The organism is Patiriisocius marinistellae, assembly GCF_009014635.1.
Classification (GTDB): Bacteria; Bacteroidota; Bacteroidia; order Flavobacteriales; family Flavobacteriaceae; genus Patiriisocius; species Patiriisocius marinistellae.
Genome location: NZ_BKCF01000001.1, coordinates 1,026,897 through 1,050,331 on the forward strand (window position 1 = coordinate 1,026,897; position 23,435 = coordinate 1,050,331).

Below are 23,435 nucleotides of genomic sequence, written 5' to 3' on the forward strand. Positions count from 1 at the left end.
ATTTTTAAAAGCTAAATAATTGCAAGAATATCGTCCTCACGCATAATTAGGTAATCTTTACCATCAAGTTTAAGCTCAGTACCTGAATACTTTCCATAAAGTACAGTGTCGCCAACTTTAACAGTCATTTTATGATCTTCTTTTCCAGCTCCCACTGCTGCAACTTTACCTTGTTGAGGTTTTTCTTTTGCGCTATCTGGTATATATAATCCAGATGCGGTTTTTGTTTCGGCCGCTTGTGGTTCTACGACTACTCTGTCTGAAAGAGGTTGAATTTTTAATGCCATTTTATAAACTTGTTTTAAAGTTTCCGCATAGGCGGAAATCTATTAATATTATTATTAATTAGTCTGTTGCTTAATAGGCAGAAAGTATGCCAATGCCCCAATTATGCCAATTTATAAACTTAACCGGAACAAAAAATGCCAGCTTGTCATTAAGCTGGCATTTTACTAAGTTAGATAAATTAAAGTTTTTGTGCTTTATATAATAGTTATCTTAGTGAGACAATTTATTCGGGATAAATAACTTCCCATACGTCTCCATTTATATTTTCAAATTTTATAATACCAAAGTCATAGTCATAGTAAATTTTGTTAACATTTTTAATGAGTGTGCCATATTGAAAATTGTCATATATTTCATTACTACCAGACTCTATAATAATGACTTTATTAAATTGATGATTATTAACTGTCAATTGAGTTTGATTAAAATTTGAAATGGCTGAGCTAGGAATATTAGTGTCATTTGCAAGTTCATCCATAAAAATAAATGATGCTTTATTCCATATAGGTAAATTGATGCCATAATTGAAAAAGTCGTCATTTTTAGAAAAAATATAATTTACTAATCCCTCTTCTTGATAGTTATTATTTTCTAAAATTTCAAATCTGATAATTTTACTGTCGTAATGATTTAAAAAACTACCGCCGCCTCCAGCAAAAGTTCCCCTAGTAGTATTGATAGCAATCTTTCTTTCATTAAGAATAACTTTAAAATTTAATTCATCGCCATCTTGATTTTTGTACGTGATGATTTGATTTGGTGCGTAATCAAATTTTATAATTAGCTCTTCATCGTCACTCGTAAATTGGTAATACGGTTCTTTAATGCCATCACTGTTATCATCGGTTTCACATGCTATTGTAGCGAAGAACAATATACACAAGACTAAATATTTAGTTGAAATTCTCATATCCTAATCTATTGTTATTATGATTAATTGTTTTAAGTGAATTATATAGTTTTTTGTGCAATTCATTTAAAAGATGAATAATAATAACGCTATAATTAAAAGAAAAGTACAAAAAAAATCCCGATTCGGTAGAATCGGGACTTAGATTTACAAAAGTAAAATGTTTTAATTTCCTCCGTCAGTTTCAGGATCTGTTGTGATAACATCATTTGCTGCTGGAGCAGGGATTTCAATTGCATCAGTATCTTGCACTGTTGATTGTACTGTGTCTAGACTTCCTACTAATGGAATACTTGAAAGTAAAATAAGTACTAATAAAAGCCCTCCTAATGTCCAAGTACTCTTGTCAAGGAAATCTGTTGTTTTTTGCACGCCACCTAATTGCTGTGTACCGCCGCCTCCAAAAGACGATGATAATCCGCCACCCTTAGGGTTTTGAACCATGATTACTACTATTAGCAAAAATGCTACGAAAATGATTAAGATTAAAAATATTGTAAACGTACTCATGAGTCTTCTTTATTTATCAGTTTTTCTACTGCTCGAATTTGGTCTGCAAAGAAACCACTTTTTTCGGGATTTTTCAAAATTAATATTTTATAAGCTTGGATTGCCTTTTTATAATTTTTTTGTTGCAAATAAACCTTCGCTAAAGTCTCTGTCATCAAAGAGTTTGAGGATTCAACGAAAGGGGTAGTTGTATTTTTTTGTAGGCTATTTTTTTCCTGCGGAACTATTTTTGGGCGATCTTGAATAAATTTATCAATCAATTGAAACTTACGTATTTTCTCATCATCATCATTTTCATCAATTTTATTTTCCTTTTTTTCTTCGGAAACGTGATCTTCATTAACAGTCTCCACTATTGAGCGCTCAATGGGCTTTGCTTGCGTTAGTTTCAACCATTCACTAAAAGAATGTGTGTCTTCTTTTTTAAATTGTAATGGCGCATCGACCTCGATTTTCTCTTCGGAAATTCCAGCGTTTAAATTAATTTCATTTAATTCAACCTCTGTATTTATTTCCTCTTTTTCTGAAAATTCTATTTTTTTAGAAACATTTTCGATGTTAGCTTTCGCCTCTATTTTAGTATCATCAACGCTTTTATCTTCCCCTTTTAAAATTTCCGAAGCTCTTGCTTGTAATTCTTTTAAAGTTAAAAGTTGTTGTACATCTTTGGCTTTTCTTTCGAATAGGGTAGGGTCTAGGATAGCCTCAGCCTTTTGAAGCTCTTGCTTCATTTGCTTGTCAAGCGCTAAACTTACTTTTTCTGAGACATCTTCTAAGACGACCTCTATCTCGTTTGCCGCGACATCATGCTGTAAAACTTGTTTAGAAATCTCATTCTGTTCAAATGTTTTTGAAGTTATGTAATCAAATAATATATCGCGGTTGGTTGTATGTGCTGCGGTAACTTTTAAGGTGTCGTTGTAGCGAAAACTTCCCTCGGCTTTTAAACCTTTAAGTAATAGTGCGCGTGCACTTTGAAAATAAGGATAGCTGTCCACGATGCTATTAAGCGTAGGGAGATCTTCAGCCTTAATTTTGCCTGGATTTGCTAAAAGTGATGTGTATTTTTCTGTATTCACTTGGCTACCAATTTGCGAGTGACTTATTAAAAATATCCTGGGTAATTCTTTCAAAAATTTCGTCAAGCACATCATCTAGAGCTGACCCTGATAATAATTGTTGTCCTGAGTAATCTTTATAAAATGAGAAACGCTGTTCAAAGGCTTTTTCATCATCATTTTTATTGAAAAACCTCACGTTGACTGATATTGTTAATCTGTTTTGGGCTGCGGTGTTTTGTGATGTTGCGGTAATTGGAGCGGTATAATATTCTACAATTTCACCTTCATAAGTGAGGTCTCCATTGTTTGTAACTAGGTCAAGGCTTGTTTGGTTTAAAAGGATTTCTTGGAGCTGTTGTGTAAATGTCCTTTCAATTCCAGGCTCAATAATTTGAGCATTGTTTTGAAAGTAATTGACTTGAAATGTTTTTGTTTTACTATAATCAATATCTGCTCCTGTAAAGGAATAGACTCCACAACTTTGAAAAGTAGTGAGTATGAAAATTGCAAATATGCCTATTTTAGTAAATACCTTCATAAGGGTTACAAGTTATATTGTTTAATCTTGCGATACAATGTTCTTTCTGAAATTCCTAACTCATCTGCGGCATCTTTGCGTTTACCATCATATTTTTCTAACGATTTTTTGATAAGCTCGAGTTCTTTTTGTTGTAGAGAAAGATTTTCTTCTTCTTCAATTTCCTCAGCAAAATCATAGTTTCCTTTTCTTTGGTCTTGTGGGTTTGATGGAACTTCAACAACTTCAATATCATGCGAACGGTCGCTACTGTAGTCATCATCTACATATGCTGCTAGCTCTTCTTCATGGTTTTGATCTTCATTGTAAATTTTTTTAATTAATGAACTGTTTTCTTCTTTTACCTTGCTAGCATTACCGTTGTTCATTAATTCTAGCGTTAATTTTTTAAGGTCATTAACATCACGCTGCATATCAAATAATACTTTGTATAAAATTTCTCGCTCGTTGCTAAAATCACTTTCAGATTTTTTAGTGCCAATTACTGCGGGTAAATTAGTACTCATATTAGGTAAATACTGGCGTAGTTTGTTACCGTTGATTTCACGTTGTTGCTCTAATACGCTTATTTGTTCAGCTACGTTACGCAGTTGTCTAATATTTCCGCTCCAGCGATATTGTAATAATAAGCTTATAGCACTTTCATCAAGTCGCACTGTTGGCATTTTATATTTTTGTGCAAAATCTGACGCAAATTTTCTAAACAATAAATGGATGTCTTCTGCGCGTTCTCTTAAAGGAGGGAGATTAATATCTACGGTGCTTAAGCGGTAAAATAAGTCTTCTCTAAACTTACCCTTTTCAATCGCCTCTACCATTTTTACATTGGTCGCTGCTACTATACGTACATCTGTCTTTTGTATTTTTGACGAACCTACTTTTAAAAACTCTCCATTCTCAAGAACACGTAATAAACGTACTTGTGTAGGGAGTGGGAGTTCACCAACTTCATCTAAAAAAATAGTACCACCGTCTGCGACTTCAAAATAACCACTACGAGTTGCTGTAGCTCCAGTGAAGGCTCCTTTTTCATGTCCAAAAAGTTCACTGTCAATAGTGCCTTCAGGAATGGCACCACAGTTTACAGCTATATATTTACCGTGTTTTCTATGTGAAAGTGCGTGAATAATACGCGGGATGCTTTCTTTTCCCACACCGCTTTCTCCTGTAACTAATACCGAAATATCAGTAGGAGCAACTTGGATTGATTTTTCTATGGCACGATTGAGCTTAGGGTCATTCCCTATAATCCCAAATCGCTGTTTTGTTGCTTGTACGCTTTCCATATTTAAATGATTTGAAATCGAAATTTAATTCGATTTAGAACCCGAAATTTAATACGAATTCAAAAATTTTATTTGTTTCCTCCATTATACGCTAAGAGTTAAACTATAATTAATAGTTAACCGCTTCACCAATCAACGTTGCACTAGTACAACTGTTAATTTTTACTTTTACAATATCCCCTAATTTATAACCTGCTTTAGGGAAGACGACTGTAATACTTTGTTCGTTGCGACCGCTCCACTCGTTTGGGTTCTTTTTTGAGGCTCTTTCAATTAAGACTTCGGTTGTTTTCCCAACGAAGCTTTGAGTGATTTCGGCTCCGTGTTTTCTTTGGAGCTCTACAATTTCGGTTAGTCTTCTTTTCTTTGTTGCTTCGGGAACATCATCTTCAAATTTACGGGCTGCCATTGTCCCTGGACGTTCACTATATTTGTACATATACCCAAAGGCGTAACGTACTTTTTCCATCAATGCGAGGGTGTCTTTGTGATCTTGTTCCGTTTCCGTAGGGAAACCTGTAATCATATCTTGTGAGATAGAGCAGTTAGGTAAGATTTCTCTAATTTTATCTACTAACGTTAAATATTCCTCAGTGGTATGCTGGCGATTCATCTCTTTTAAAATGCGATTACTTCCACTTTGAACGGGTAAATGAATATGGTTGCAAATGTTAGGGTATTTTGCCATTACATGGAAGACATCCTCAGTCATATCCTGCGGATTACTAGTTGAAAACCGAACGCGCATTTGAGGTTGTGCTTTTGCTACCATTTCTAGCAATTGAGAAAAGGAAGTTGCGGTTGCTTTTTCCATTTCGGTTGCATTTTTGAAATCTTTTTTGAGTCCGCCACCATACCAAACGTAGCTATCTACATTTTGACCTAGTAACGTAATTTCTTTATATCCAGTATTTGCTAAATCTTGAATTTCATCAAGAATACTTTGTGGATTTCTACTACGTTCGCGCCCACGGGTGAAAGGAACTACGCAAAACGTGCACATATTATCGCACCCTCTTGTAATGCTAACTAACGCATTTATTCCATTAGAATTTAAACGTACAGGAGAAATATCTCCATACGTTTCTTCCTTAGACAGTATAACATTTACAGCATCATTTCCTGCTTCAACTTCAGCTAGTAAGTTTGGGAGGTCTTTGTAGGCATCTGGCCCTACGACCATATCCACAATTTTTTCCTCGTCTAAGAATTTTTCTTTTAAACGCTCTGCCATACAGCCTAGAACTCCCACTTTCATTTTTGGGTTGATATCTCTTTTAACAGCGTTGTATTTTTCTAAACGTTTACGTACAGTTTGTTCTGCTTTATCTCTAATAGAACACGTGTTAACTAAAACAAGATCTGCTTCTTCTAATTCATTTGTAGTGTTAAATCCTTGATTAGAAAGGATAGAGGCTACAATTTCGCTGTCACTAAAGTTCATAGCACACCCGTAACTTTCAATAAAAAGCTTGCGTTTGTTGGAGTCTTTAGCTTCAAGTACAAGGGAATTTCCTTGTTTGGTTTCATCAATTTTCTTTTCCATAAGCAGTTGTACAATCGACTGGACAAAATGATAGTCAATTAGTATGCAAAGATATGAATTATTTGTCCTTTCTGCCATTGTGGCAGAAAGGATTTTATTATATTAGCTAGGTATTAATCTAAACCAAAAACCAATGTACCAACGATTATTATCGCAAATTGAGCAATCTACTTCCTTCGATTTTGGAAATGTATTGAGTAAAAGTTTTGAGTTATTTAAAAAAGTGTGGGTGGAAGGATTTGTCCATTTGTTATTAATGATGGTGATTTCGATTCCTGTAATAATCCTTATGTATGTTGGGATGTTTGCTATATTGGGAGTTAATTTTTTTATTGCGGGTGGTGCAGAACGATTTGAAGGAGCTAATGGTTTTGACCCCGCGATGATACCTTCGTTTGTAGGGTTGTTTTTATTAATATTAATAGTTTCTGCATTAATGCAAACATTTTCTATTGCAATTATGGCGCATTTTTATCAAGTGTGTAAAAAGGCTGATACTGGAAAACCTATGGATACTGGAGGGTATTTTGATTATCTTAAAAAAGCTAGTTTTAAAAAATTGTTTTTATTGTCTTTAGCAACTATGGGAGTTGCTTTAATTGCAATGCTACTTTGTTATTTGCCTTTGTTTTACGTGATGGTACCTCTAAGTTTATCTGGGGTTATATTTGCGTTTAATCCAGATTTGATGGCAAAAGAAAATATATCTGCATCATTTAAACTGGGTAATAAATACTGGCTGCCCATTTTTGGCCTTCTTATTTTGGGAGGTTTAATCGCTTACTTAGGGGTACTTGCTTGTGGAGTAGGTTTGTTTTTTACAGCTATGTTTGCTTACATACCTATTTACTATGTATATAAAGACACCATTGGGTTTGATGATGACCCTAGCGATGCTGCAATATCTGAGATTGAAAAATTTTAAAAAAACCTTAAAATTTAATTAGAAAAACCTCTCTATCATTGTTTATTTACTTTGATGGAGTGGTTTTTTTAACATAATACATAACCTCTTTTCCTTCAGCATTAAAAAAAGAAAGAGTGTTTTCTTCAATTTTATAAGTGTTTACAGTATTTAAAGTTTCAAAATATTCTCGTTCTACATTACGATTAATACATGCCATTTTTGTACTCACAATATTACCAAATTCAATATTTGTATTTGTAAGATTTTTGATTTCTCCATTATAATTATTGCAACCTCCCATACCACTAACAAGCATTTCGTTACTTTCAATTTGTATTTGAGGTAATTTGTATCCTCTGTGAATAGGATTGTTTTTAATACGAGACCCTATCCAGTCTCCTTCAATCATGCTTTTAAAGTCCTCTCGCTTTTCAAGTTCTTTTACAAATATGTATTTAATAGAAGAGGCATCTGCAGGGGCATCTTCTATGGGTTTATATTTAACCTCAATTTTTTTAAGGAAGCCTTCTTCAAATTCAAATCCTTCAATGCCTGCATAAAAATTTTCCCATTTAGGGTTATTTATATCTTCACCCTTATAAACTTTGAGACATTGCATTTTTCCAGCGCCTGCATCACATGTTGTTTTTGCACCACTCACCCACATTACTTCGGTTTCATACGTTGTGCATGATTGTAACATTACTAAAACGATTGATATTGCAAAGATTTTAAATAGTCTCATAGTCTTTCTGTTTATATAACAAAACTAAATAATTTGAAGAGCTTTACAAATAATCATTAATATTATGTAGGGCAATTAATGTATTTAATTTACTTCGGAAATATTAAGAATTTAAGTCTTTTGATGTTGTTTAAAATTTCCGAAGTGAAGATTTTAGCTTTAAACATCAAGGTAATAAAGTGATTTAACCAAAGCTGTATTTATAGGGTCTTTAATCTCGTAGAAATAATCCAATTGCCATTTTTGAGTACGCAATGCTTGGGTACTTGTTGGTATATCCCAAGTAGGATATACCCTAAATCCTCTTTTGCCTTCTTTTTTGTGTGTTGAAATAATACCTTTTTTAATGAGAATTGATTTAGGAAAAACAAATTGCCCTATCGTGTTTTCAGTGCTTAGGTTTACAATATAAAAATCAAAAATATCTTCTTTTTGAAACGGCTCAATGGGACCATCGTTTTTTCGTTTCCAAAAGGTCACAAATTGGCCTGTCTTTTTAGGAGTAATTTTAGCATTTCTGCTAATTACACGTAATCCATTTAGCAAAAAATTACAAGCAGCATAGCCCTTACTTTCAGCTTCTACTTTAAAATTTGAGATTTTAAATGCACAGGGAGTATACACTTCATCTTCTATATAGCGTAGCGTATTGTTCATTTTTAGCTTAATTATTTATAGGTTCAAATCTATCAAATGTCTCACCATTAAATTTAAAAACCCCAGCGTTATCTGTTCCTAGCCATAGCATATTATCATTATCGCTATATATTGAAATTAACAAAACGTCTTCATCTTCATGAAATACAGGATAATTTGAAAGCGTTTTTCCATCGTATTTCCAAACACCGCCCGTATATGTTGTCATCCACAAATTTCCGAAGTTATCTACAAGACCCGCATTAAAATAAGGAATGCGATTATCGAAGAATGTTATCGATTTAGAAATCCCTTCAAATTTTTCATAACTGGAACCATCTTCACTAACCTTATATTTGCTAATAAAGTTACTCAGCCAGAAGTGACCATTTTTATCTTGAATTATAGAACGAACACCCGGTACACGCCCGTCTGTTAATGTTGAAAGTTCTTTTTCTAGGAACCATAAAAAAGAAGTTCCGTCATACCTAAAAGCGCCTGCAACGATAGTCCCAAACCACATATTCCCGTCTTTATCTTTGTCAATCCCAAAAATAGAATAAGGGCTGGTAGACATGTCTTTAAATCCTAAGCCTACGACTTTAGTTTCAAAGGCTTTGTCTAAATCTTTTCTTGGGAGTTGTAAACCTATGAGTGATTCGCCGTCGTATCTATATACGTCAATTTCTGTTTTATTAGTGTGAAACCACAAATCTGTAGCCGTTAGTTTCCATTTATTTTCTTCAGAAATTTCAGGAATTAAAGTTATAAATTTTGATCCGTTAAATTTACTGATGCCAGAGTGAGTTTCTATAAATATATTTCCTAAAGTATCTTCTTGAAATCCGCGAATGGCATTATCAATCAATCCATCTTTTGTTGTATAATTTCTAAGTTGTTTACCATTAAAATAGTAAACTCCATTACCGTTACTCCCAAACCAGTAGTTGTCATTTTTATCTTGATAGACTTTCCAAATTTTTTCATCCATTTTTGAAACTATTGCACCTAAGGTGCTAGTTTTATTCTCATTTTGGTCATTTGGTAATTGTCCTTTACAATAAATGAATAGTAGGCTTGTTGCTAGAAAGAAGATTTTAAAGGTTTTCATGATTGATTATATTATTACTCAAACCTACAAGATTGTTTAAATACTCCAGACTTTTAAATGTAAAAAAAGTGTAAAATGATGTCAAAATTTAAAAGCTAAAATGTAATCTTTTTTTTAAATTTTAAAGCAGCCCTTTTTAGGCTTAAGATCACATTATCTAACCTTGTACTTTTAGGGATTATCTTAGAGAAAGCCATAATTACAAGTAGCGAAATTAGTGCTAGAGTGCCAATAGCACCTCCATAGCCGTCAAAAAAATTGCTTTTGCTGAGGTAAATAAAACTAAATAAAAAGCCTGCGACTGCAAGTACTATATAATTTGTTTGCACTTTTGAAGAAACCATCCCAATGAAAGACGTACCCATAAATACAATAGGGATATGTGTTGTTGCATACTCATTGAGTAATTCTGGAAAACAATAAAAAAATAACCCCACGGCTAATGATAGTAAGGCAGAGGCTCTCACTGCACCTTGTTTAAGATTTTTGCTAACATAGAAAGTAAGTGTCGCTCCTAAAACTCCTGTGATTATAATGATAAATTCATTCATAACAATAGCCAGTTTAAAAGCACTACAGTCACAACACCTGCAAAAGCGATGGTTCCAAGTTTTCCACCCATACCAACAAATAAACTTTTAGAAAACATATAAACTCCTCCAGCAATACAACCAGCAGCAATTATAAATACAATTGACGGAGCTATAATTGTGCTTGACATTCCTACAAAAGCACCACAATAGAGTGCATTAGGTAGTTTTTTTAAATAAACAGATTCTTTATTGAAAAGGGGAATAAATGAAGCTAACGTACCTGTGATGCCTGCTGATATAACACTACCTAATTTAAAATAGATACTTAATACATAACAAATTAACGCTCCCAAAGTAACCCAAAGCACTACTGAGATTTTTTGATATGAATATTTTTTGTGATGTAGATCTAAATAGTGATACCCAAAAACCAGTGTAAGTATAATAGAAATCAATGATAGGGTAGTAGCAAATTTATTAAACTGGTATGTCTCTTTTACTGTCATTGCCAGAAACGCAATTTGTAGTAAAACAATACATAACACTATAAAGAATCTAATGATTTTGTGCTTTATAATTGTAGGTTTATTTTTTTTGATGCAGGTGTCTTTGAAAATTAATTATGAGTTTTCTTTTTTTAGAAAAAGATATTTTCAAAGATATATCGAGTGTTGTTAAGAGCGTATAAATGTTCTAAAATAATTTTTAAACTTAAACATACTTCTTTGCATGACAGAGAGGTGTTTAAATGCAACAATTGTTTCAAATCTTCTTGTAAAAGAATCATCTATATTTTTTAATGTTGCTACTGAAAATATAACTAATCCTGGATGGTTTTCAATTTTTTGTAGCAAATATGAAACTTCTTGATTAGCAAACTTATCGTGCGCATCTCTCACCGCTGTACGCTTACCAAAAATAGCATCTGCTTCATCAAAAAATAATATGGCATCTTTGCTCAATAATTTTTGAAAAATAGTTGCGAGATTTTTCTCTGTTTCGCCTATATATTTTGAAATAACCAAGAATAAGTCTACTCTATACACATCGCGCCCTGTATATTTTCCTAACAAGCTTGCAGTGAGTGTTTTTCCAGTTCCCGGAGGTCCATGGAATAACGCTAAATGACTTTTGTTACTCTCTAAAACCTGTTTATTTAATCGTGTCTCCAGCTTTTTAATGAGACGGAATTCTTTCTCATTTATAAGTAACTGTCGCCACGTTAATGTTGAGGTTATCTTTTTTGGAAGAAATTTAGGATTCATTTTTTAGTTAAATTTTCAGAAATACTTTTTGTTTTATTTCTGAAATGTGCCTACTAATATACTTAATTCTTATGTTTTGTAGATGATATGGTCCTCATTCCTAGCGCGATAATGATGCCGCTTGTGAGAAACATGATAAGACTATACACCGCAGGAGCAATTGCATAATTTTCATTCATTAAAATACCTGAAGCAATAGCGATTGCCATAGTACCATTTTGAATACCAGACTCAATTGAAATTGTTATTGACTGCGAACTATTTAATTTAAAGATCTTTGCTGAAATAAAACCTATAGACATCGTTGCAATGTTTAATAATAACGTGGCCACACCTGCCTGCTGTAAATAGGGAGTAATGTCTTCTTTCTTTTTTAAGACCAAAGCAATAATTACTAAAAATAACACCGCAGCCGAGATAACTTTAACAGGCTTATTCATCTTATTTGCAAACACAGGTCTTACACTTTTTACAATCATACCAATGGTAACAGGAATAATCACAATAACAAAAATTTGAATGACTGTTTGAAGTTTGTCAATTTCAATCATCTCATTAGCATTTAGAAAATGACGTAATGCAAAATCAACCACAAACGGAATTGTAAAAATAGTAATTAAGCTATTTGCCGTAGTTAACGAAACAGATAAGCCCACATCACCTTTTGCTAAAAATGTAACAAGATTTGAAGTTGGTCCGCCAGGGCAAGCCGCTAAAATCATTATCCCAATAGCAATATCTGTATTTACATGTAAAACACGAAGTAGGAGATAAGCAATAATAGGTAGCAAAATAATTTGATTTACAAGGCCTATTAAAATAGCCTTAGGTTCCTTTAGTAATCTTATAAAATCATCTTTTACGAGCGATAAACCCATACCAAACATGATGATGATTAAAGCTACTGCGAGAATAATGGTACCTATATCCATACTCAATTTTTTTTATACGCTTTTGTTGGTGTCTGGTTTTCTTTTTTCTATTCTAAATTTAGTTGCCATGATATTCCAAATCTATCTTCTAGAAAACCAAATTTTTGGCTAAATCCATAATTATCTAATGGCATCATTATGTTTCCATTTGCAGATAATTTTTCAAAAAGGTTTGCGAGTTCAACTTCATTTTCACATTCAATGTAATTAGAAACGGCGGGTGTAAAATCCCAAGCATGAATGGGTGGACTGTCGCTGCACATAAATAAGTTCCCGTTTAAATCAAATGTAGCACGCATGATTTTACCTTTTTCAACCGGTCCATTTTCGCCCCAACGTTGAATATTAATAATCTTAGAATTATCGAATAAATCTACATAAAAATTCATTGCGTCTTCAGCATTACTTTTTTGAAATGTAAGAAACGTAGTAATTTGTTGTTTCATGTTAGGATTTTCTTTAATTAGTGTTTTTTTAGATTTCAAACTATTAGGCCTCTACCAATCTCTCCACTCTTCTGTTATATCTTCATTTATGTCATTATAACCTTTTAAATGTCCAGCTAAAATAATAATTTCAGCAATTTGTTCTCTTTGCCCAGTTTCAATTAGTTCGTAATCACAGTTTTCGTTCAAATTATTAAGATCAAGGACCACATTTTTAACAAGTAACATTCCGCTTTCTTTTGATTCAGATTTTGATACTTTGTCAAGAAAATTATTAATTAATATCATACATTTTTCCACATCAGACGCTGTATATTCAGATTCTCCCGGTTCAATATATTCAATCATTCCTTTTTTTAAACTCTTAGATATTTTTAGAATTTTATCGTTTTCTTTTAAATTCATTTCAAGGTTTTTGTATGATTTTTATTTCCGTTTTCTCCACAAGCAAGAGGGGAAAATAAAATTAGATTAAAAAATAGATATTTAAATTTCACTCACTTATCCTAAATGACTTGTCCTAAAATACTGCGACAAATTATTTTTTTGAAATTCGACGCCTTTCAAATATACCTTAACTTTTGAATAAGCAACAACTCCCGCATTGATTGCGGTGGTCAACAAACTAATGATACAAGTTTTTGCTATTGTGAAATAAGGTAGGCCGTTTAATAAAAAATGCATATTAGTATTGCCAAGATAAATAGTCTATTACGAAATTAAAAAGCTCAGAGATTCAATATATGGAATCTCTGAGTATAGAATAATATTACATCACTATTTATGGAGAAACGATTGTTTTTTACCTCAATTCATTATTGGTAGATTGTAATTTTTCAGATGCTGATAGTTTTATTAAGTTTATACATTCAGAATATATTTGTTCAAAAGATATCTCTTTATCTGGTTGATATTCATTGAGTTTTGTATAAACTTCCTTTCTGATATCTTCGCATTCATTTAGAAAATAATTATGTCCATCATCTTTTGAATTTATTCTATGTTGTAATAACCATTGCAAAGGATTTACTATAAGATGGTCAACTTTATCTTTTATTTCAATTTCGTTACAATCCTCGCAGATAGGCCTGTATTGACTTAAGTCTCCAATGTATTTATTTAATAATTTATCTGTAAATAAATGTGATGTTTCGTGATATAAAATTCCACGTCTATTATCATCTAATTCCATTATTTCATTAGTAGAATTTGACTTATCAGGCTTTTCACAAATATTTGCTAAAATTGTTGCTCTTTTTTTTGGATTATAATTATCGAAAAAGGACACAGCTTTGTTATTAAAACTATTCGTCAATTCAACAAAAACAATCATTTCTAAACCCTTTTCTTTGGATTGAAAAAAATTCACAATTTTGTCAAAGAGTTTTTCTTCGTTTACTTGTTTTTCAATAGTTTTCAAAGCATCTTGATAATAACTTTTATTTTTCTCAAAGAAAATTTCAAAATTTGATTTTTTACTGAAGTCAATCAAAAGTGGTTGTAACGAGTCAATTTCATTTTTTGTCATCTTAAATCCCGAGAGTTCTTGAAAATAAGTATTATCAAATTCAAAAGTTTCTAAATCTTTAAACATCAAACCAATTGTTGGGAAATCAATTATTATGTTTGGCGAATCATCTATGTATTTTATTAATTGGTGATTTTTAAAATTCTCAAAGTGTTTATTTACACGTTTCGAATAATCAGTGTCACAAGGAAGCATTTTTGGGTCAATATAGTCTTGGACTGCCAAATTAAATGCTATTCTTAATAATTCTATTTTTGCGTCAACTTTGAAAACAACTTTATTTGTTTCTACATTCTCGGTAATATCAGATTGTGTTGAATTATTTTCTTTACAAGCAAACAGTGTGATTATAAGAAGAGCATTAATTAGAAATGATGTTTTCTTCATAATTTTTATTATTAAGATTGTCTTCTTTCACAATTGTTACAGTTTTGGTCATAATATTTGCTAAGATTCTTATTTAAGATTAGTTCCTTCTTTAAGCACCTAATTCTGCAATTAAGCTATAACTAAATAATTAATTGTATACGGTGTTGCCGGTAATAATTATTTTATTTCCATTGCTATTGCTTCCAATTTATCGGTTCATTCAAAAACCTTAATAATTGTATCTCTATTTTCCATCTAAAATTTTCCATGTTAGTTCCTCGAATTGATGCTCCTACTATACAAACCATTAACATATTTGAACTTCCACTACCTATTTCATTAAAATGAATATCTGTTGAAATAACTGCATTTCTTTCTTGTATTAAAGATAGAACTCTTAAATCGGCTTTAGAAAAATTTGTCACTCTAGCAATTTTTTTATTTGTTGTTTGCGAACCAGTTCCGAAAAATTATTAAACGCCTTGATATTTTATATTTATTGTTTTTGAATTGGTCAAGTTTATTGCCAACGGTCTTATATACGTCTAGTTGCATGTAAAAAAGTCTGTTTCTTTTCGGTTAAGCATAGTATGGGCTATATATAATTACCATAATTTTTTCAGTCGAATTTGTTCTCGAATTTTCCTAGTAGTTCCCAAATTTCATCTAAACTTGAACTAACATTTTCGTCATAATCCGTGTCTGTGTTTATGATTAAAACTTTACCTATTAGATTTTCGGGATTGAAATACATATATGCCATTAGTCCTGCATCGTAGCCGTTATAACCTAAACCTCTTTTTGAATAGTCTATAAAAATACCAACATTTGCAGTTGCGCCTTCTGGAAGTTGACTTTTGACTAATTGTTTTTTGTAAAGTTCATCGTAACTTTTATTAGACAAAATCTTTCCTTTTCCAGAATAGCCATTCATTAGTTCTGATAAAAATTTACCCAAGTCTTTACTGGATGTAATAAAGCCAGTTGAAGGAAATCCGATAGTTTTATAATCAGCCATTCTTTGTTCGTTAGTAACATATAAAGTTGAACGGTTTTTTGCATTTACTTCTTCAATTGACCAACCGGAAGACTTCATTTTCAATGGTTCAAGGATTTGTTTTTTTGTAAATTCTTGAAATGACATATTTGTGGCGTTTTCAATTATCAAAGCACAGAGTATCGAACCAACATTAGAATAATCAAATTTTTGGTTCGGCTCATTTTTGGAAAAGCTTTCGCCATTGTTCAATTCGCCATTAATAGCGAGTAATTGGTTAAGAAATTTAGATATTGGAATTCCACTTTTTGGTTCATTAAAATATTTTGGGATTCCAGTATTTTTCGGATGATTTTTATTAATTAAAATATAATCGTTTTCCCAAAATATATCTGCATCTATAATAGATGAAGTATGAATTGCGAGTTGTCTTATTGTAATCTGATTATTTGGAAAATTAGGATTTACAACTTCAAAAGACAAATGTTTATTAATTGGGTCGTCAAGGTTGAGTTTTCCAATTTCTTGAGCTTTCATTAATGAAACTCCGATTAAAGTTTTTGAAATTGAAGCCACATATTGAATTGTTTCTGTTGAATATTCTTTTTTTGATGCTAAATCCGAATATCCAAAACCTTTGTTATAAAAAAAACCAATTGTGTCGACCATAGCTACTGAAAAACCAACGATTTTACCTTCTTTCTTTATTCTATCAATTTGAGTGGTTAATGTGTCAATGATTGGTGAATTATCTTTAGATTTTTTTATTTCAGAACTCTGCTTACACGAGATTGCTATTGCAAAAATTAAAATTAAAGTAATGATGTTTTTCATTTAGGTCGTTTTTGTAAGGTTGTGGTTAACGTTCATGTATATGGTCAGTACGGCAGTAAATGGCTGTTGCCATTAGGTTGAGCACAATCTGATTTTTACAAATTCCGCTTTTTAATTTTTCTTGTCAAAAGTCGGATTTGTAAAAATTCGGCGACTTCCAAATATCCCCAAACTTTTGGTCAAGCGACAACTCCCGCATTGCCTATATACGTTGTTCTCTACGGTTTTTCCCCGCAATGTATATCATCACAGCAAAAATCAGATAGCGTATTATTGCAAATAAAGAATTATACGAATTTAGCAAATATTCTTTACGCATAAAATCCGTGTAATTTGAAAATTCATCAAGTCGGTTATCGAGAACAAAATCAGTTCCGAAAATCGTGTATAAAAATTGAAATAGTTGTGAAACGATAAATGCGATAATCCACAAAAAGAATATTTTTCGTAATCTTTTTTCCGTAAAATTTTCAAGAGTTTTTATTGTCCGAATTGAGTATAATCCGAGTAAAATATAAACTATAAACAGCGAAAATTCCGTAATCCAGAAATTCAGATTTGGCTCTTGATTAAACCATATTTGTAAATCTCGAAGCGCAACTCGAACAAAATATGTAAACCCTATAATTGTCGCTAAAATGAACGCTCCAATTCCGATTAGATATATAATTTGCTTTTTGGATAATTCAATCACGATGCTTTTTTTAAATTGTAGAGAACGTGTTTGTATATGGTTTGTTGCGTGGTTTAAGCAACTAATTTAGTAAATAATTACCGCCCAAGAAAGTCCGCAAGGACTTTCGTAAGTAGGCGAGAAGCCAGCAATAAATTATATACGGTGTTGGGCACAGTTATTTTAATTTCCTTATTAATTCATCAATTCTTTCTAACTCCGGCAATATTTGGTTTTTAATTCGGGTAAGTTCAGTATTTCTGTCAATTTGATTTTGAACTTGGGTCGTATTATGTGCTATGTTTCCTCTTGTTGCACCAAATGATTCCATAATGCCTAGCCAAGTTTGGTCAAGTTCATTATACTCAATGCCTAAAGGAAGTAGCATGCTAATAATATTTTTTTCTTTAACCCCATGGTTTCTATCAACGACAGCATTCAAATAATGTCCTACAGTTCGTTGGATTCTATGCTCTATGTTATTAATTGCATTTTGGTCTCGACTAAAATCTATTTCATTACCTGTGTATGCTAAAACACTTTTTAGACAACTACTTCTTTTCCTTGTGCTTACCCAATCTGCTAATGCTTTACTAATTCTGTCTTTAGCTTTATCTTCAATATATGCCTCAATTTCTGCATGGCATAGAAGTACGTAGCTACGAATTAAATCCTGTTCTTTCTTTGTATAATTTCCGTTAATTCTTTCTGCTGGTAAAATATTAGCTTCAAGAAAATTAAGACGAGAAATTAATTGCCTTAATCTTCTTGATTTAGCCATTGTTTGATTTTTTTAGTTCAAGTCTATTTTCAGCAATTGTTGGGATATCAATATTAAGATTTGATATTCTTGCTATTATTTTTCCCCACGTTTCGTAACGTTTACCTGTGTTTGGTATGCTCTTCGTTGTATGTTCAAAAGAAGTGATGAATTCAAAATCGGTTTCACATTTTTCTTTAAAGTTATTGACAATTTCTTCTTGTTTATTTTGCAAGTTTGCTAAAATAACTGGGTTACTAAAATAGTATACCATGATATCAAAAATCGCTCGATTAAAGTTTCCTTTAAATTTACCATCACTCCATTTACTGAAAGCCTCTTTTGCTCCAAAAGTTTCTATAGTAAATTGAATAGCGTTGTTAAGGTTCTGAGCATCTGATAGAATTCTATTTTCAGATTGTTCCCAATTTTCATTTAATTGCTTTACAGTGTTATCAAACGCTTTTTTTAAATTACCATCGTAAGATTCAATAAAATATTTAAACGTAAAATACCTAATTACCATTTCAACATCCCTCATTCTGTAATCAGGTTGTTTCAGGTTTAGCATAGTCTTTATAGGTTCGCTTTCTATTGAAAAAGAGTCGGCATAATCTATAAAAGGACCAGGGTGAAGAGCTTGTCTTAGTTCTTGAGGGCTTAATTTGATACTACCTGTGTTCAACCTTAGGAAAACTGTAAATAAGAATTCTTCATTTGGCCAATTTTTAATTACTGTAGTGCGAATAGTTTGATTATATAATTGATTTAGTACTTGATTGAATTCTGGATTGTTTTTAATATCACTAAATGACTTTCTGTTTAATTGACTTAAAACTTCTAATCCACTTAATTTAAATTGAGTAAAATCGTCATTTTCTTCTTTAGCAAAAAATTGCCTAATTGTTAATAATCTTTGCTTTCCATCAATTACAATGTACTTTCCTTTTTCATTCTTTTTTTCAGCAAGAATAATTTGAGGTATGGGAAGTCCTAAAATTAATGATTCTATAAATTTACTTTTGGCAACTTTAGACCAAGCATCTCTCCTTTGGAATTTTGGAAAAAGGTCTATGTTTTTTCTGAATAGTTGATTTGTGATAGTTTCTGTAGTCCAATCAGTTCCCCAAATTACTGCTTCATCGAATGAGTTGATTTTTTGAATTAAATCATCTTCATTTTCGTTTCCAAAATCATTAAATATATTATAGTTACTCATAGTTTGTTTTTAATTGTGCCCAACGTATTAAAAGAGTCATCCTGTTGTTGATATCCCGCAATATAATCGTGATAATAACATTTTTTTGTTGTCGTTATACTGTAAAGATATATTATTAAAAACTTTTCCAATATCCATCAAAATATAATTATAAAGTTCTTTTTTCAATTATACACCTATATATAGACAAAAAAATTACCCTAACCCTAGCTTCAAAACATCACTTAAAGGTAAAAGGTTCTTAAAATTTCAGCAGTAAATAAAAAAAGCTACATTAAATATCACCAGTAAAATAAGGTGTTCCCGCGTTAAATTCAACATAAAATTGTGAGAGTAAATTTTCTTAATAAAAATTTCACATACTTTTGTAGCCCAAATATGAGATTTCCGCTTCTAAGGAAATTAATATCAAAAAACATCAAATGGCAAAAAATTTAGTGATTGTAGAGTCCCCGGCTAAGGCAAAGACTATTGAAAAATTTTTAGGAAAAGATTTTATGGTAAAGTCAAGTTTTGGTCACATTGCAGATTTACCTTCTAAGGAATTGGGAGTAGATGTGGAGGGTGATTTTTCGCCGCATTATCAAGTTTCTTCAGACAAGAAAGCGCTAGTGCGAGAGTTAAAAAAGGATGCTAAGAAAGCAGAAATGGTGTGGCTGGCTAGTGATGAGGACCGCGAGGGTGAGGCGATTGCATGGCACTTGGCAGAGGAGCTAGATTTAAAAGATGAGAATACAAAACGTATTGTTTTTCATGAGATTACAAAAACGGCGATTTTAAAAGCCATTGAAAATCCTAGAAAAATTGACTATAACTTAGTAAACGCACAACAGGCTCGTAGAGTGCTTGACCGTTTAGTTGGGTATGAATTATCCCCAGTATTATGGCGTAAGGTAAAAGGTGGGCTTTCTGCAGGGCGTGTGCAAAGTGTAGCAGTGCGACTAATTGTTGAACGCGAACGCGAAATTGAAGCATTTACTGCAGTAGCAAGCTATAGAGTAGATGCTGAGTTTACAACAACAGATGGTGCAAAGTTTAAGGCAAAATTGCCTAAAAACTTTGAGACAGAAAAAGAAGCCCGCGCGTTTTTAGACAAAAATATTGCAGCGAGTTATGACGTGGCAGATTTGGTTAAAAAGCCAGCTAAGAAATCTCCCGCAGCTCCATTTACAACGTCAACATTGCAACAAGAGGCAGCACGTAAATTATATTTTTCGGTAAGTAAAACTATGACCATGGCGCAACGTTTATACGAGGCCGGTTTGATTACTTATATGAGAACAGATAGTGTCAACTTATCAAATGACGCAAAGGCAGCAGCTGAGAAAGAGATTAAAAAATCTTACGGGGACAAATATAGTAAGCCACGTAATTATAAAGGAAAATCAAAAAACGCGCAGGAAGCGCACGAGGCAATCCGCCCAACTGATATGTCTAAACATAGCGTAAATGTGGATAGCGACCAGGCAAGGTTGTATGATTTGATCTGGAAACGTACGTTGGCTTCACAAATGAGTGATGCACAATTAGAACGTACTAATGTAAAGATTGGAATTCACGGATCAAAACCTTTAAAGGAACAATTTACTGCAAACGGAGAGATGATAAAGTTTGATGGTTTCCTTAAAGTATATTTAGAAGGTACTGACTTTGAAGAGGAAGAACAAGATGGAATGTTGCCTCGATTAGTTAAAGGTGATGCTCTCGATAATACATATATTACTGCGACGGAGCGTTTTACAAGACCGCCGTATCGTTTTACTGAGGCTTCTTTAGTAAAGCAACTAGAAGAGTTAGGGATTGGTCGTCCGTCAACATACGCGCCTACTATTTCTACTATCATCAATCGTAACTACGTTGAAAAAGGAACCATTGAAGGTAAAGAGCGAGAGTATTTACAATTAACGCTTGAGGAAAATGGTATAAAAGATAACAACCTTACCGAGATGGTGGGGAGCGATAAAGGAAAATTGGTGCCTACAGATATTGGGTTGATTGTAAATGACTTTTTAGTAGAGCATTTTTCATCAATTTTAGACTTCAATTTTACAGCAAAAGTAGAGCAGGATTTTGATGATATTGCAGAAGGAAAAGAGGAATGGAAGAAAATGATGAAAGATTTCTATTCTAAATTTCATCCTAGAGTAGAGGACGTAAAAGAAAATGCGGACCGCGAAAGTGGAGAGCGTATTCTAGGAGAAGATCCAGAAAGTGGTCGTACTGTTTTAGTGCGCTTGGGTAAGTTTGGGCCTATGGCACAAATAGGTGCGCCAGATGATGAAGAGAAAAAATTTGCGAGTTTACGACCAGACCAGCAATTGCATTTAGTGACTTTTGAAGAGGTGATGGACCTGTTTAAGTTGCCTAAAACTCTAGGTATTTATGACGGCGAAGAAGTTGAGGTAAATAACGGGCGTTATGGTCCTTACGTGCGATTAGATAAAATGTTTGTTTCGTTGCCTAAAGGCATGGATCCCTTAGATGTGGATATGGCTTTTGCAAAGGAGCTCATTGAGGAGAAAAAGAAAGCAGATGCTCCCATTTATGAATATGAGGATTTACCAGTACAAAAAGGTAAAGGAAGATTTGGTCCTTTTATTAAGTGGAATAATATGTTTATCAACGTCAACAAAAAGTATGATTTTGATGATTTGAGCGAAGCAGACATCATTGAACTGATAGAAACTAAAAAGCAAAAAGAGATTGATAAGTTAATCCACAACTGGGAGGAAGAAGGTATTCGTTTAGAGAAAGCACGTTGGGGACGTTTTAACTTAATTAAAGGAAAGACTAAAATTGAGTTGCCTAAAGAGACAAAAGCAGTTGAGATGACGCTAGAACAAGCGCTAGATATTATTGCAAAGAAAGCTCCTAAAAATAAGGCTTCGAAGAAAAAAGCGCCTGCAAAGAAAAAAGCACCAGCAAAAAAGAAAACAGCAGCAAAGAAAAAGTAAATTGGAGTTGTTAGTTGTTAATTTATAGATATCTAAATTAAATGAAGGAAGCGTGTGATTTATTAAATGTTGTATGCTTTCTTCTGAAATTTAATAAACTGAACGGATTTTTTTTTGATAAAGTGTTTTTTTGATATATCTTCGGAAACGTAAAAAATATTTAACTTTTATAACTTTTACATTCAATATTTATAGATTGAAAGAATTTTTTTCCCCCGTATCAAAATCTGTCATTGCCCATCGTGAGTTTTTACCTATAGGTACCCTTGGTAAGGAAATTTTAATTCACAGTGCTTCGGAAATTTCAATAGATTTAAATAACGTCAAGTTTGCACTTTTCGGAATAAAAGAAAATAGGCGCGACATAAATTTTATGGGTGCCGAAGTTAATTTTGATGGTGTTAGAAAATCATTCTATTCTCTCTATCCTGGAAATTGGAAATATACGATTGCAGATCTTGGTGATATTGAAAAAGGCGAAACTGTAGAAGATAGTTACTTTGCCCTCAAAACAGTAACCGAAACCTTACTTAAAAAAGAAATTATTCCTATAATTCTTGGTGGAAGCCAAGATTCAATGTACGCACAATATAGAGCATACGACAATTTTGTAAAAATGATCAACGTGGTAAACGTTGATAGTAGATTTGATCTTGGTGATGCTGAAGGAGCTATTACAAATAAAAGTTATGTAGGAAAAATAATTGTTGATAAGCCTTACAACTTATTTAATTATAGTTTGTTAGGGTATCAATCTTATTTTAACCCACCGCAAGAAATTGCGCTTATGGATCATTTGTTTTTTGATGCATATAGGCTAGGGGAGGTGACTTCAGATATTAAAGAAGTGGAGCCTATTCTTAGAAATGCAGACATGATTAGTTTTGATATTTCAGCAATAAAAGGCAGTGAATTGAGTTATTCTAATTCTGAAAGTCCAAATGGTTTTGATGGAAGAGAAATATGTGCTATTGCTCGTTATGCAGGAATAAGTAATCGAACAACCTCATTTAGTTTATTTGAAATTCCAGATTTTGATAAAAATAGAAGTGGAGCAATGCTTATAGCACAGGTACTCTGGTATATTGTAGAAGGGGTTAATTTTAGAGTGAAAGATGACGATTTTGCCGATGAAAATCGCTTTACAACTTATAAAGTTCCGTTAAATGATGAAATCTTAATTTTCAAGAAAAGTACTAAGACAGGGCGCTGGTGGATAGAATTACCATTTATTTCAAAAATTGATAATAAATTAAAAAGCCACACGTTATTACCTTGCACCTATGGCGAATATTTGGGTGCAACAAATCAAGAGATTCCGGAGCGATGGTTAAAAGCCCGCCGAAAGAATGAAGTTTGACCAATTAAATTATAATAATTTGCTTCA

The 23,435-nt window shown here is 32.5% G+C and carries 24 protein-coding genes; 3 read left to right on the forward strand and 21 right to left on the reverse strand.

The genetic code is table 11. The features are described 5' to 3' along the window. Positions 1-11: 11 nt before the first annotated feature. The 7 genes from GB234_RS04565 to miaB all read right to left on the reverse strand — a co-directional run bounded on the left by GB234_RS04565 (position 12) and on the right by miaB (position 6,139). Positions 12-287 carry a co-chaperone GroES gene (locus tag GB234_RS04565; RefSeq protein ID WP_151893330.1) on the reverse strand — a complete coding sequence of 92 codons (276 nt, stop codon included), beginning with the start codon at positions 285-287 and terminating at the stop codon, positions 12-14. A gap of 224 nt (positions 288-511) precedes the next feature. Further along, complete coding sequence (locus GB234_RS04570; RefSeq protein ID WP_151893331.1) at positions 512-1,198, reverse strand: hypothetical protein; 687 nt, start codon at positions 1,196-1,198, stop codon at positions 512-514. Between the two features lie 165 nt (positions 1,199-1,363). Continuing rightward, positions 1,364-1,708 (reverse strand): preprotein translocase subunit SecG, encoded by a 345-nt coding sequence (gene secG / locus GB234_RS04575; RefSeq protein ID WP_151893332.1) that lies wholly within the window; start codon positions 1,706-1,708, stop codon positions 1,364-1,366. Beyond that, complete coding sequence (locus tag GB234_RS04580) at positions 1,705-2,787, reverse strand: DUF8458 domain-containing protein (protein WP_151893333.1); 1,083 nt, start codon at positions 2,785-2,787, stop codon at positions 1,705-1,707. Before GB234_RS04580 ends, secG begins: the two co-directional genes overlap by 4 nt. A 4-nt stretch (positions 2,788-2,791) precedes the next feature. Then, a complete protein-coding gene (locus GB234_RS04585; RefSeq protein ID WP_151893334.1) occupies positions 2,792-3,307 on the reverse strand; it encodes an LptE family protein in 516 nt (171 codons plus the stop codon). 5 nt (positions 3,308-3,312) lie between these two features. Continuing rightward, positions 3,313-4,593 carry a sigma-54 interaction domain-containing protein gene (locus tag GB234_RS04590; RefSeq protein WP_151893335.1) on the reverse strand — a complete coding sequence of 427 codons (1,281 nt, stop codon included), beginning with the start codon at positions 4,591-4,593 and terminating at the stop codon, positions 3,313-3,315. 109 nt (positions 4,594-4,702) lie between these two features. Beyond that, complete coding sequence (gene miaB, locus GB234_RS04595; RefSeq protein ID WP_151893336.1) at positions 4,703-6,139, reverse strand: tRNA (N6-isopentenyl adenosine(37)-C2)-methylthiotransferase MiaB; 1,437 nt, start codon at positions 6,137-6,139, stop codon at positions 4,703-4,705. 133 nt (positions 6,140-6,272) lie between these two features. On the opposite strand from miaB, the gene GB234_RS04600 reads away from it, so the two are divergent. Further along, positions 6,273-7,064, forward strand: a complete 792-nt coding sequence (locus GB234_RS04600) for a hypothetical protein (protein ID WP_151893337.1) — start codon at positions 6,273-6,275, stop codon at positions 7,062-7,064. Between the two features lie 46 nt (positions 7,065-7,110). Here GB234_RS04600 and GB234_RS04605 read toward each other — a convergent pair whose 3' ends face one another. The 14 genes from GB234_RS04605 to GB234_RS04670 form a co-directional block, all read right to left on the reverse strand. Beyond that, on the reverse strand, positions 7,111-7,791 hold the full coding sequence (locus tag GB234_RS04605) for a DUF4377 domain-containing protein (RefSeq protein ID WP_151893338.1): 681 nt from the start codon (positions 7,789-7,791) through the stop codon (positions 7,111-7,113). 159 nt (positions 7,792-7,950) lie between these two features. Then, positions 7,951-8,448 carry a MepB family protein gene (locus GB234_RS04610; RefSeq protein WP_151893339.1) on the reverse strand — a complete coding sequence of 166 codons (498 nt, stop codon included), beginning with the start codon at positions 8,446-8,448 and terminating at the stop codon, positions 7,951-7,953. A 7-nt stretch (positions 8,449-8,455) separates the two neighbouring features. Next, positions 8,456-9,538, reverse strand: a complete 1,083-nt coding sequence (locus GB234_RS04615) for a two-component regulator propeller domain-containing protein (protein WP_151893340.1) — start codon at positions 9,536-9,538, stop codon at positions 8,456-8,458. A gap of 95 nt (positions 9,539-9,633) precedes the next feature. After that, positions 9,634-10,089, reverse strand: coding sequence for a hypothetical protein (locus GB234_RS04620; protein WP_151893341.1), 456 nt, complete (start codon positions 10,087-10,089; stop codon positions 9,634-9,636). After that, a complete protein-coding gene (locus GB234_RS04625) occupies positions 10,086-10,577 on the reverse strand; it encodes a hypothetical protein (RefSeq protein WP_235906050.1) in 492 nt (163 codons plus the stop codon). The genes GB234_RS04620 and GB234_RS04625 overlap by 4 nt, the downstream gene beginning before the upstream one ends. 168 nt (positions 10,578-10,745) lie before the next feature. Further along, positions 10,746-11,336: an ATP-binding protein gene (locus tag GB234_RS15300; protein WP_151893343.1), complete on the reverse strand. Its 591-nt coding sequence runs from the start codon at positions 11,334-11,336 to the stop codon at positions 10,746-10,748. Between the two features lie 62 nt (positions 11,337-11,398). Next, on the reverse strand, positions 11,399-12,268 hold the full coding sequence (locus GB234_RS04635; protein ID WP_151893344.1) for a bile acid:sodium symporter family protein: 870 nt from the start codon (positions 12,266-12,268) through the stop codon (positions 11,399-11,401). Between the two features lie 47 nt (positions 12,269-12,315). Beyond that, positions 12,316-12,714, reverse strand: a complete 399-nt coding sequence (locus GB234_RS04640; protein ID WP_151893345.1) for a VOC family protein — start codon at positions 12,712-12,714, stop codon at positions 12,316-12,318. 51 nt (positions 12,715-12,765) lie between these two features. Next, positions 12,766-13,062, reverse strand: coding sequence for a hypothetical protein (locus tag GB234_RS04645; RefSeq protein ID WP_151893346.1), 297 nt, complete (start codon positions 13,060-13,062; stop codon positions 12,766-12,768). 454 nt (positions 13,063-13,516) lie between these two features. Continuing rightward, entirely contained in the window at positions 13,517-14,629 is a 1,113-nt protein-coding gene (locus GB234_RS04650) for a DUF4932 domain-containing protein (protein WP_151893347.1), read from the reverse strand. A 176-nt stretch (positions 14,630-14,805) separates the two neighbouring features. After that, complete coding sequence (locus tag GB234_RS04655; protein WP_151893348.1) at positions 14,806-15,036, reverse strand: hypothetical protein; 231 nt, start codon at positions 15,034-15,036, stop codon at positions 14,806-14,808. Between the two features lie 194 nt (positions 15,037-15,230). Then, on the reverse strand, positions 15,231-16,442 hold the full coding sequence (locus GB234_RS04660; RefSeq protein WP_151893349.1) for a serine hydrolase domain-containing protein: 1,212 nt from the start codon (positions 16,440-16,442) through the stop codon (positions 15,231-15,233). 851 nt (positions 16,443-17,293) lie between these two features. Next, on the reverse strand, positions 17,294-17,896 hold the full coding sequence (locus GB234_RS04665) for a HEPN domain-containing protein (RefSeq protein ID WP_151893350.1): 603 nt from the start codon (positions 17,894-17,896) through the stop codon (positions 17,294-17,296). Further along, positions 17,889-19,094: a DUF262 domain-containing protein gene (locus tag GB234_RS04670; protein ID WP_151893351.1), complete on the reverse strand. Its 1,206-nt coding sequence runs from the start codon at positions 19,092-19,094 to the stop codon at positions 17,889-17,891. Before GB234_RS04670 ends, GB234_RS04665 begins: the two co-directional genes overlap by 8 nt. Positions 19,095-19,516: 422 nt before the next feature. On the opposite strand from GB234_RS04670, the gene topA reads away from it, so the two are divergent. Together topA and GB234_RS04680 are read left to right on the forward strand one after the other, a co-directional pair. Next, positions 19,517-22,048, forward strand: a complete 2,532-nt coding sequence (topA, locus tag GB234_RS04675; protein WP_151893352.1) for a type I DNA topoisomerase — start codon at positions 19,517-19,519, stop codon at positions 22,046-22,048. A gap of 196 nt (positions 22,049-22,244) precedes the next feature. After that, on the forward strand, positions 22,245-23,408 hold the full coding sequence (locus tag GB234_RS04680) for a formimidoylglutamase (RefSeq protein WP_151893353.1): 1,164 nt from the start codon (positions 22,245-22,247) through the stop codon (positions 23,406-23,408). The last annotated feature ends 27 nt before the right edge of the window (positions 23,409-23,435 follow it).

Bases quoted from the DNA above. Each gene is read 5' to 3' on its own strand.
- GB234_RS04565 (WP_151893330.1), bottom strand. From the start codon at position 287: ATGGCATTAAAAATTCAACCTCTTTCAGACAGAGTAGTCGTAGAACCA.
- GB234_RS04570 (WP_151893331.1), bottom strand. From the start codon at position 1,198: ATGAGAATTTCAACTAAATATTTAGTCTTGTGTATATTGTTCTTCGCT.
- secG (WP_151893332.1), bottom strand. From the start codon at position 1,708: ATGAGTACGTTTACAATATTTTTAATCTTAATCATTTTCGTAGCATTT.
- GB234_RS04585 (WP_151893334.1), bottom strand. From the start codon at position 3,307: ATGAAGGTATTTACTAAAATAGGCATATTTGCAATTTTCATACTCACT.
- GB234_RS04590 (WP_151893335.1), bottom strand. From the start codon at position 4,593: ATGGAAAGCGTACAAGCAACAAAACAGCGATTTGGGATTATAGGGAAT.
- miaB (WP_151893336.1), bottom strand. From the start codon at position 6,139: ATGGAAAAGAAAATTGATGAAACCAAACAAGGAAATTCCCTTGTACTT.
- GB234_RS04600 (WP_151893337.1), top strand. From the start codon at position 6,273: ATGTACCAACGATTATTATCGCAAATTGAGCAATCTACTTCCTTCGAT.
- GB234_RS04605 (WP_151893338.1), bottom strand. From the start codon at position 7,791: ATGAGACTATTTAAAATCTTTGCAATATCAATCGTTTTAGTAATGTTA.
- GB234_RS04610 (WP_151893339.1), bottom strand. From the start codon at position 8,448: ATGAACAATACGCTACGCTATATAGAAGATGAAGTGTATACTCCCTGT.
- GB234_RS04615 (WP_151893340.1), bottom strand. From the start codon at position 9,538: ATGAAAACCTTTAAAATCTTCTTTCTAGCAACAAGCCTACTATTCATT.
- GB234_RS04620 (WP_151893341.1), bottom strand. From the start codon at position 10,089: ATGAATGAATTTATCATTATAATCACAGGAGTTTTAGGAGCGACACTT.
- GB234_RS04625 (WP_235906050.1), bottom strand. From the start codon at position 10,577: ATGACAGTAAAAGAGACATACCAGTTTAATAAATTTGCTACTACCCTA.
- GB234_RS15300 (WP_151893343.1), bottom strand. From the start codon at position 11,336: ATGAATCCTAAATTTCTTCCAAAAAAGATAACCTCAACATTAACGTGG.
- GB234_RS04635 (WP_151893344.1), bottom strand. From the start codon at position 12,268: ATGGATATAGGTACCATTATTCTCGCAGTAGCTTTAATCATCATCATG.
- GB234_RS04640 (WP_151893345.1), bottom strand. From the start codon at position 12,714: ATGAAACAACAAATTACTACGTTTCTTACATTTCAAAAAAGTAATGCT.
- GB234_RS04645 (WP_151893346.1), bottom strand. From the start codon at position 13,062: ATGATTGAATATATTGAACCGGGAGAATCTGAATATACAGCGTCTGAT.
- GB234_RS04650 (WP_151893347.1), bottom strand. From the start codon at position 14,629: ATGAAGAAAACATCATTTCTAATTAATGCTCTTCTTATAATCACACTG.
- GB234_RS04660 (WP_151893349.1), bottom strand. From the start codon at position 16,442: ATGAAAAACATCATTACTTTAATTTTAATTTTTGCAATAGCAATCTCG.
- GB234_RS04665 (WP_151893350.1), bottom strand. From the start codon at position 17,896: ATGGCTAAATCAAGAAGATTAAGGCAATTAATTTCTCGTCTTAATTTT.
- GB234_RS04670 (WP_151893351.1), bottom strand. From the start codon at position 19,094: ATGAGTAACTATAATATATTTAATGATTTTGGAAACGAAAATGAAGAT.
- topA (WP_151893352.1), top strand. From the start codon at position 19,517: ATGGCAAAAAATTTAGTGATTGTAGAGTCCCCGGCTAAGGCAAAGACT.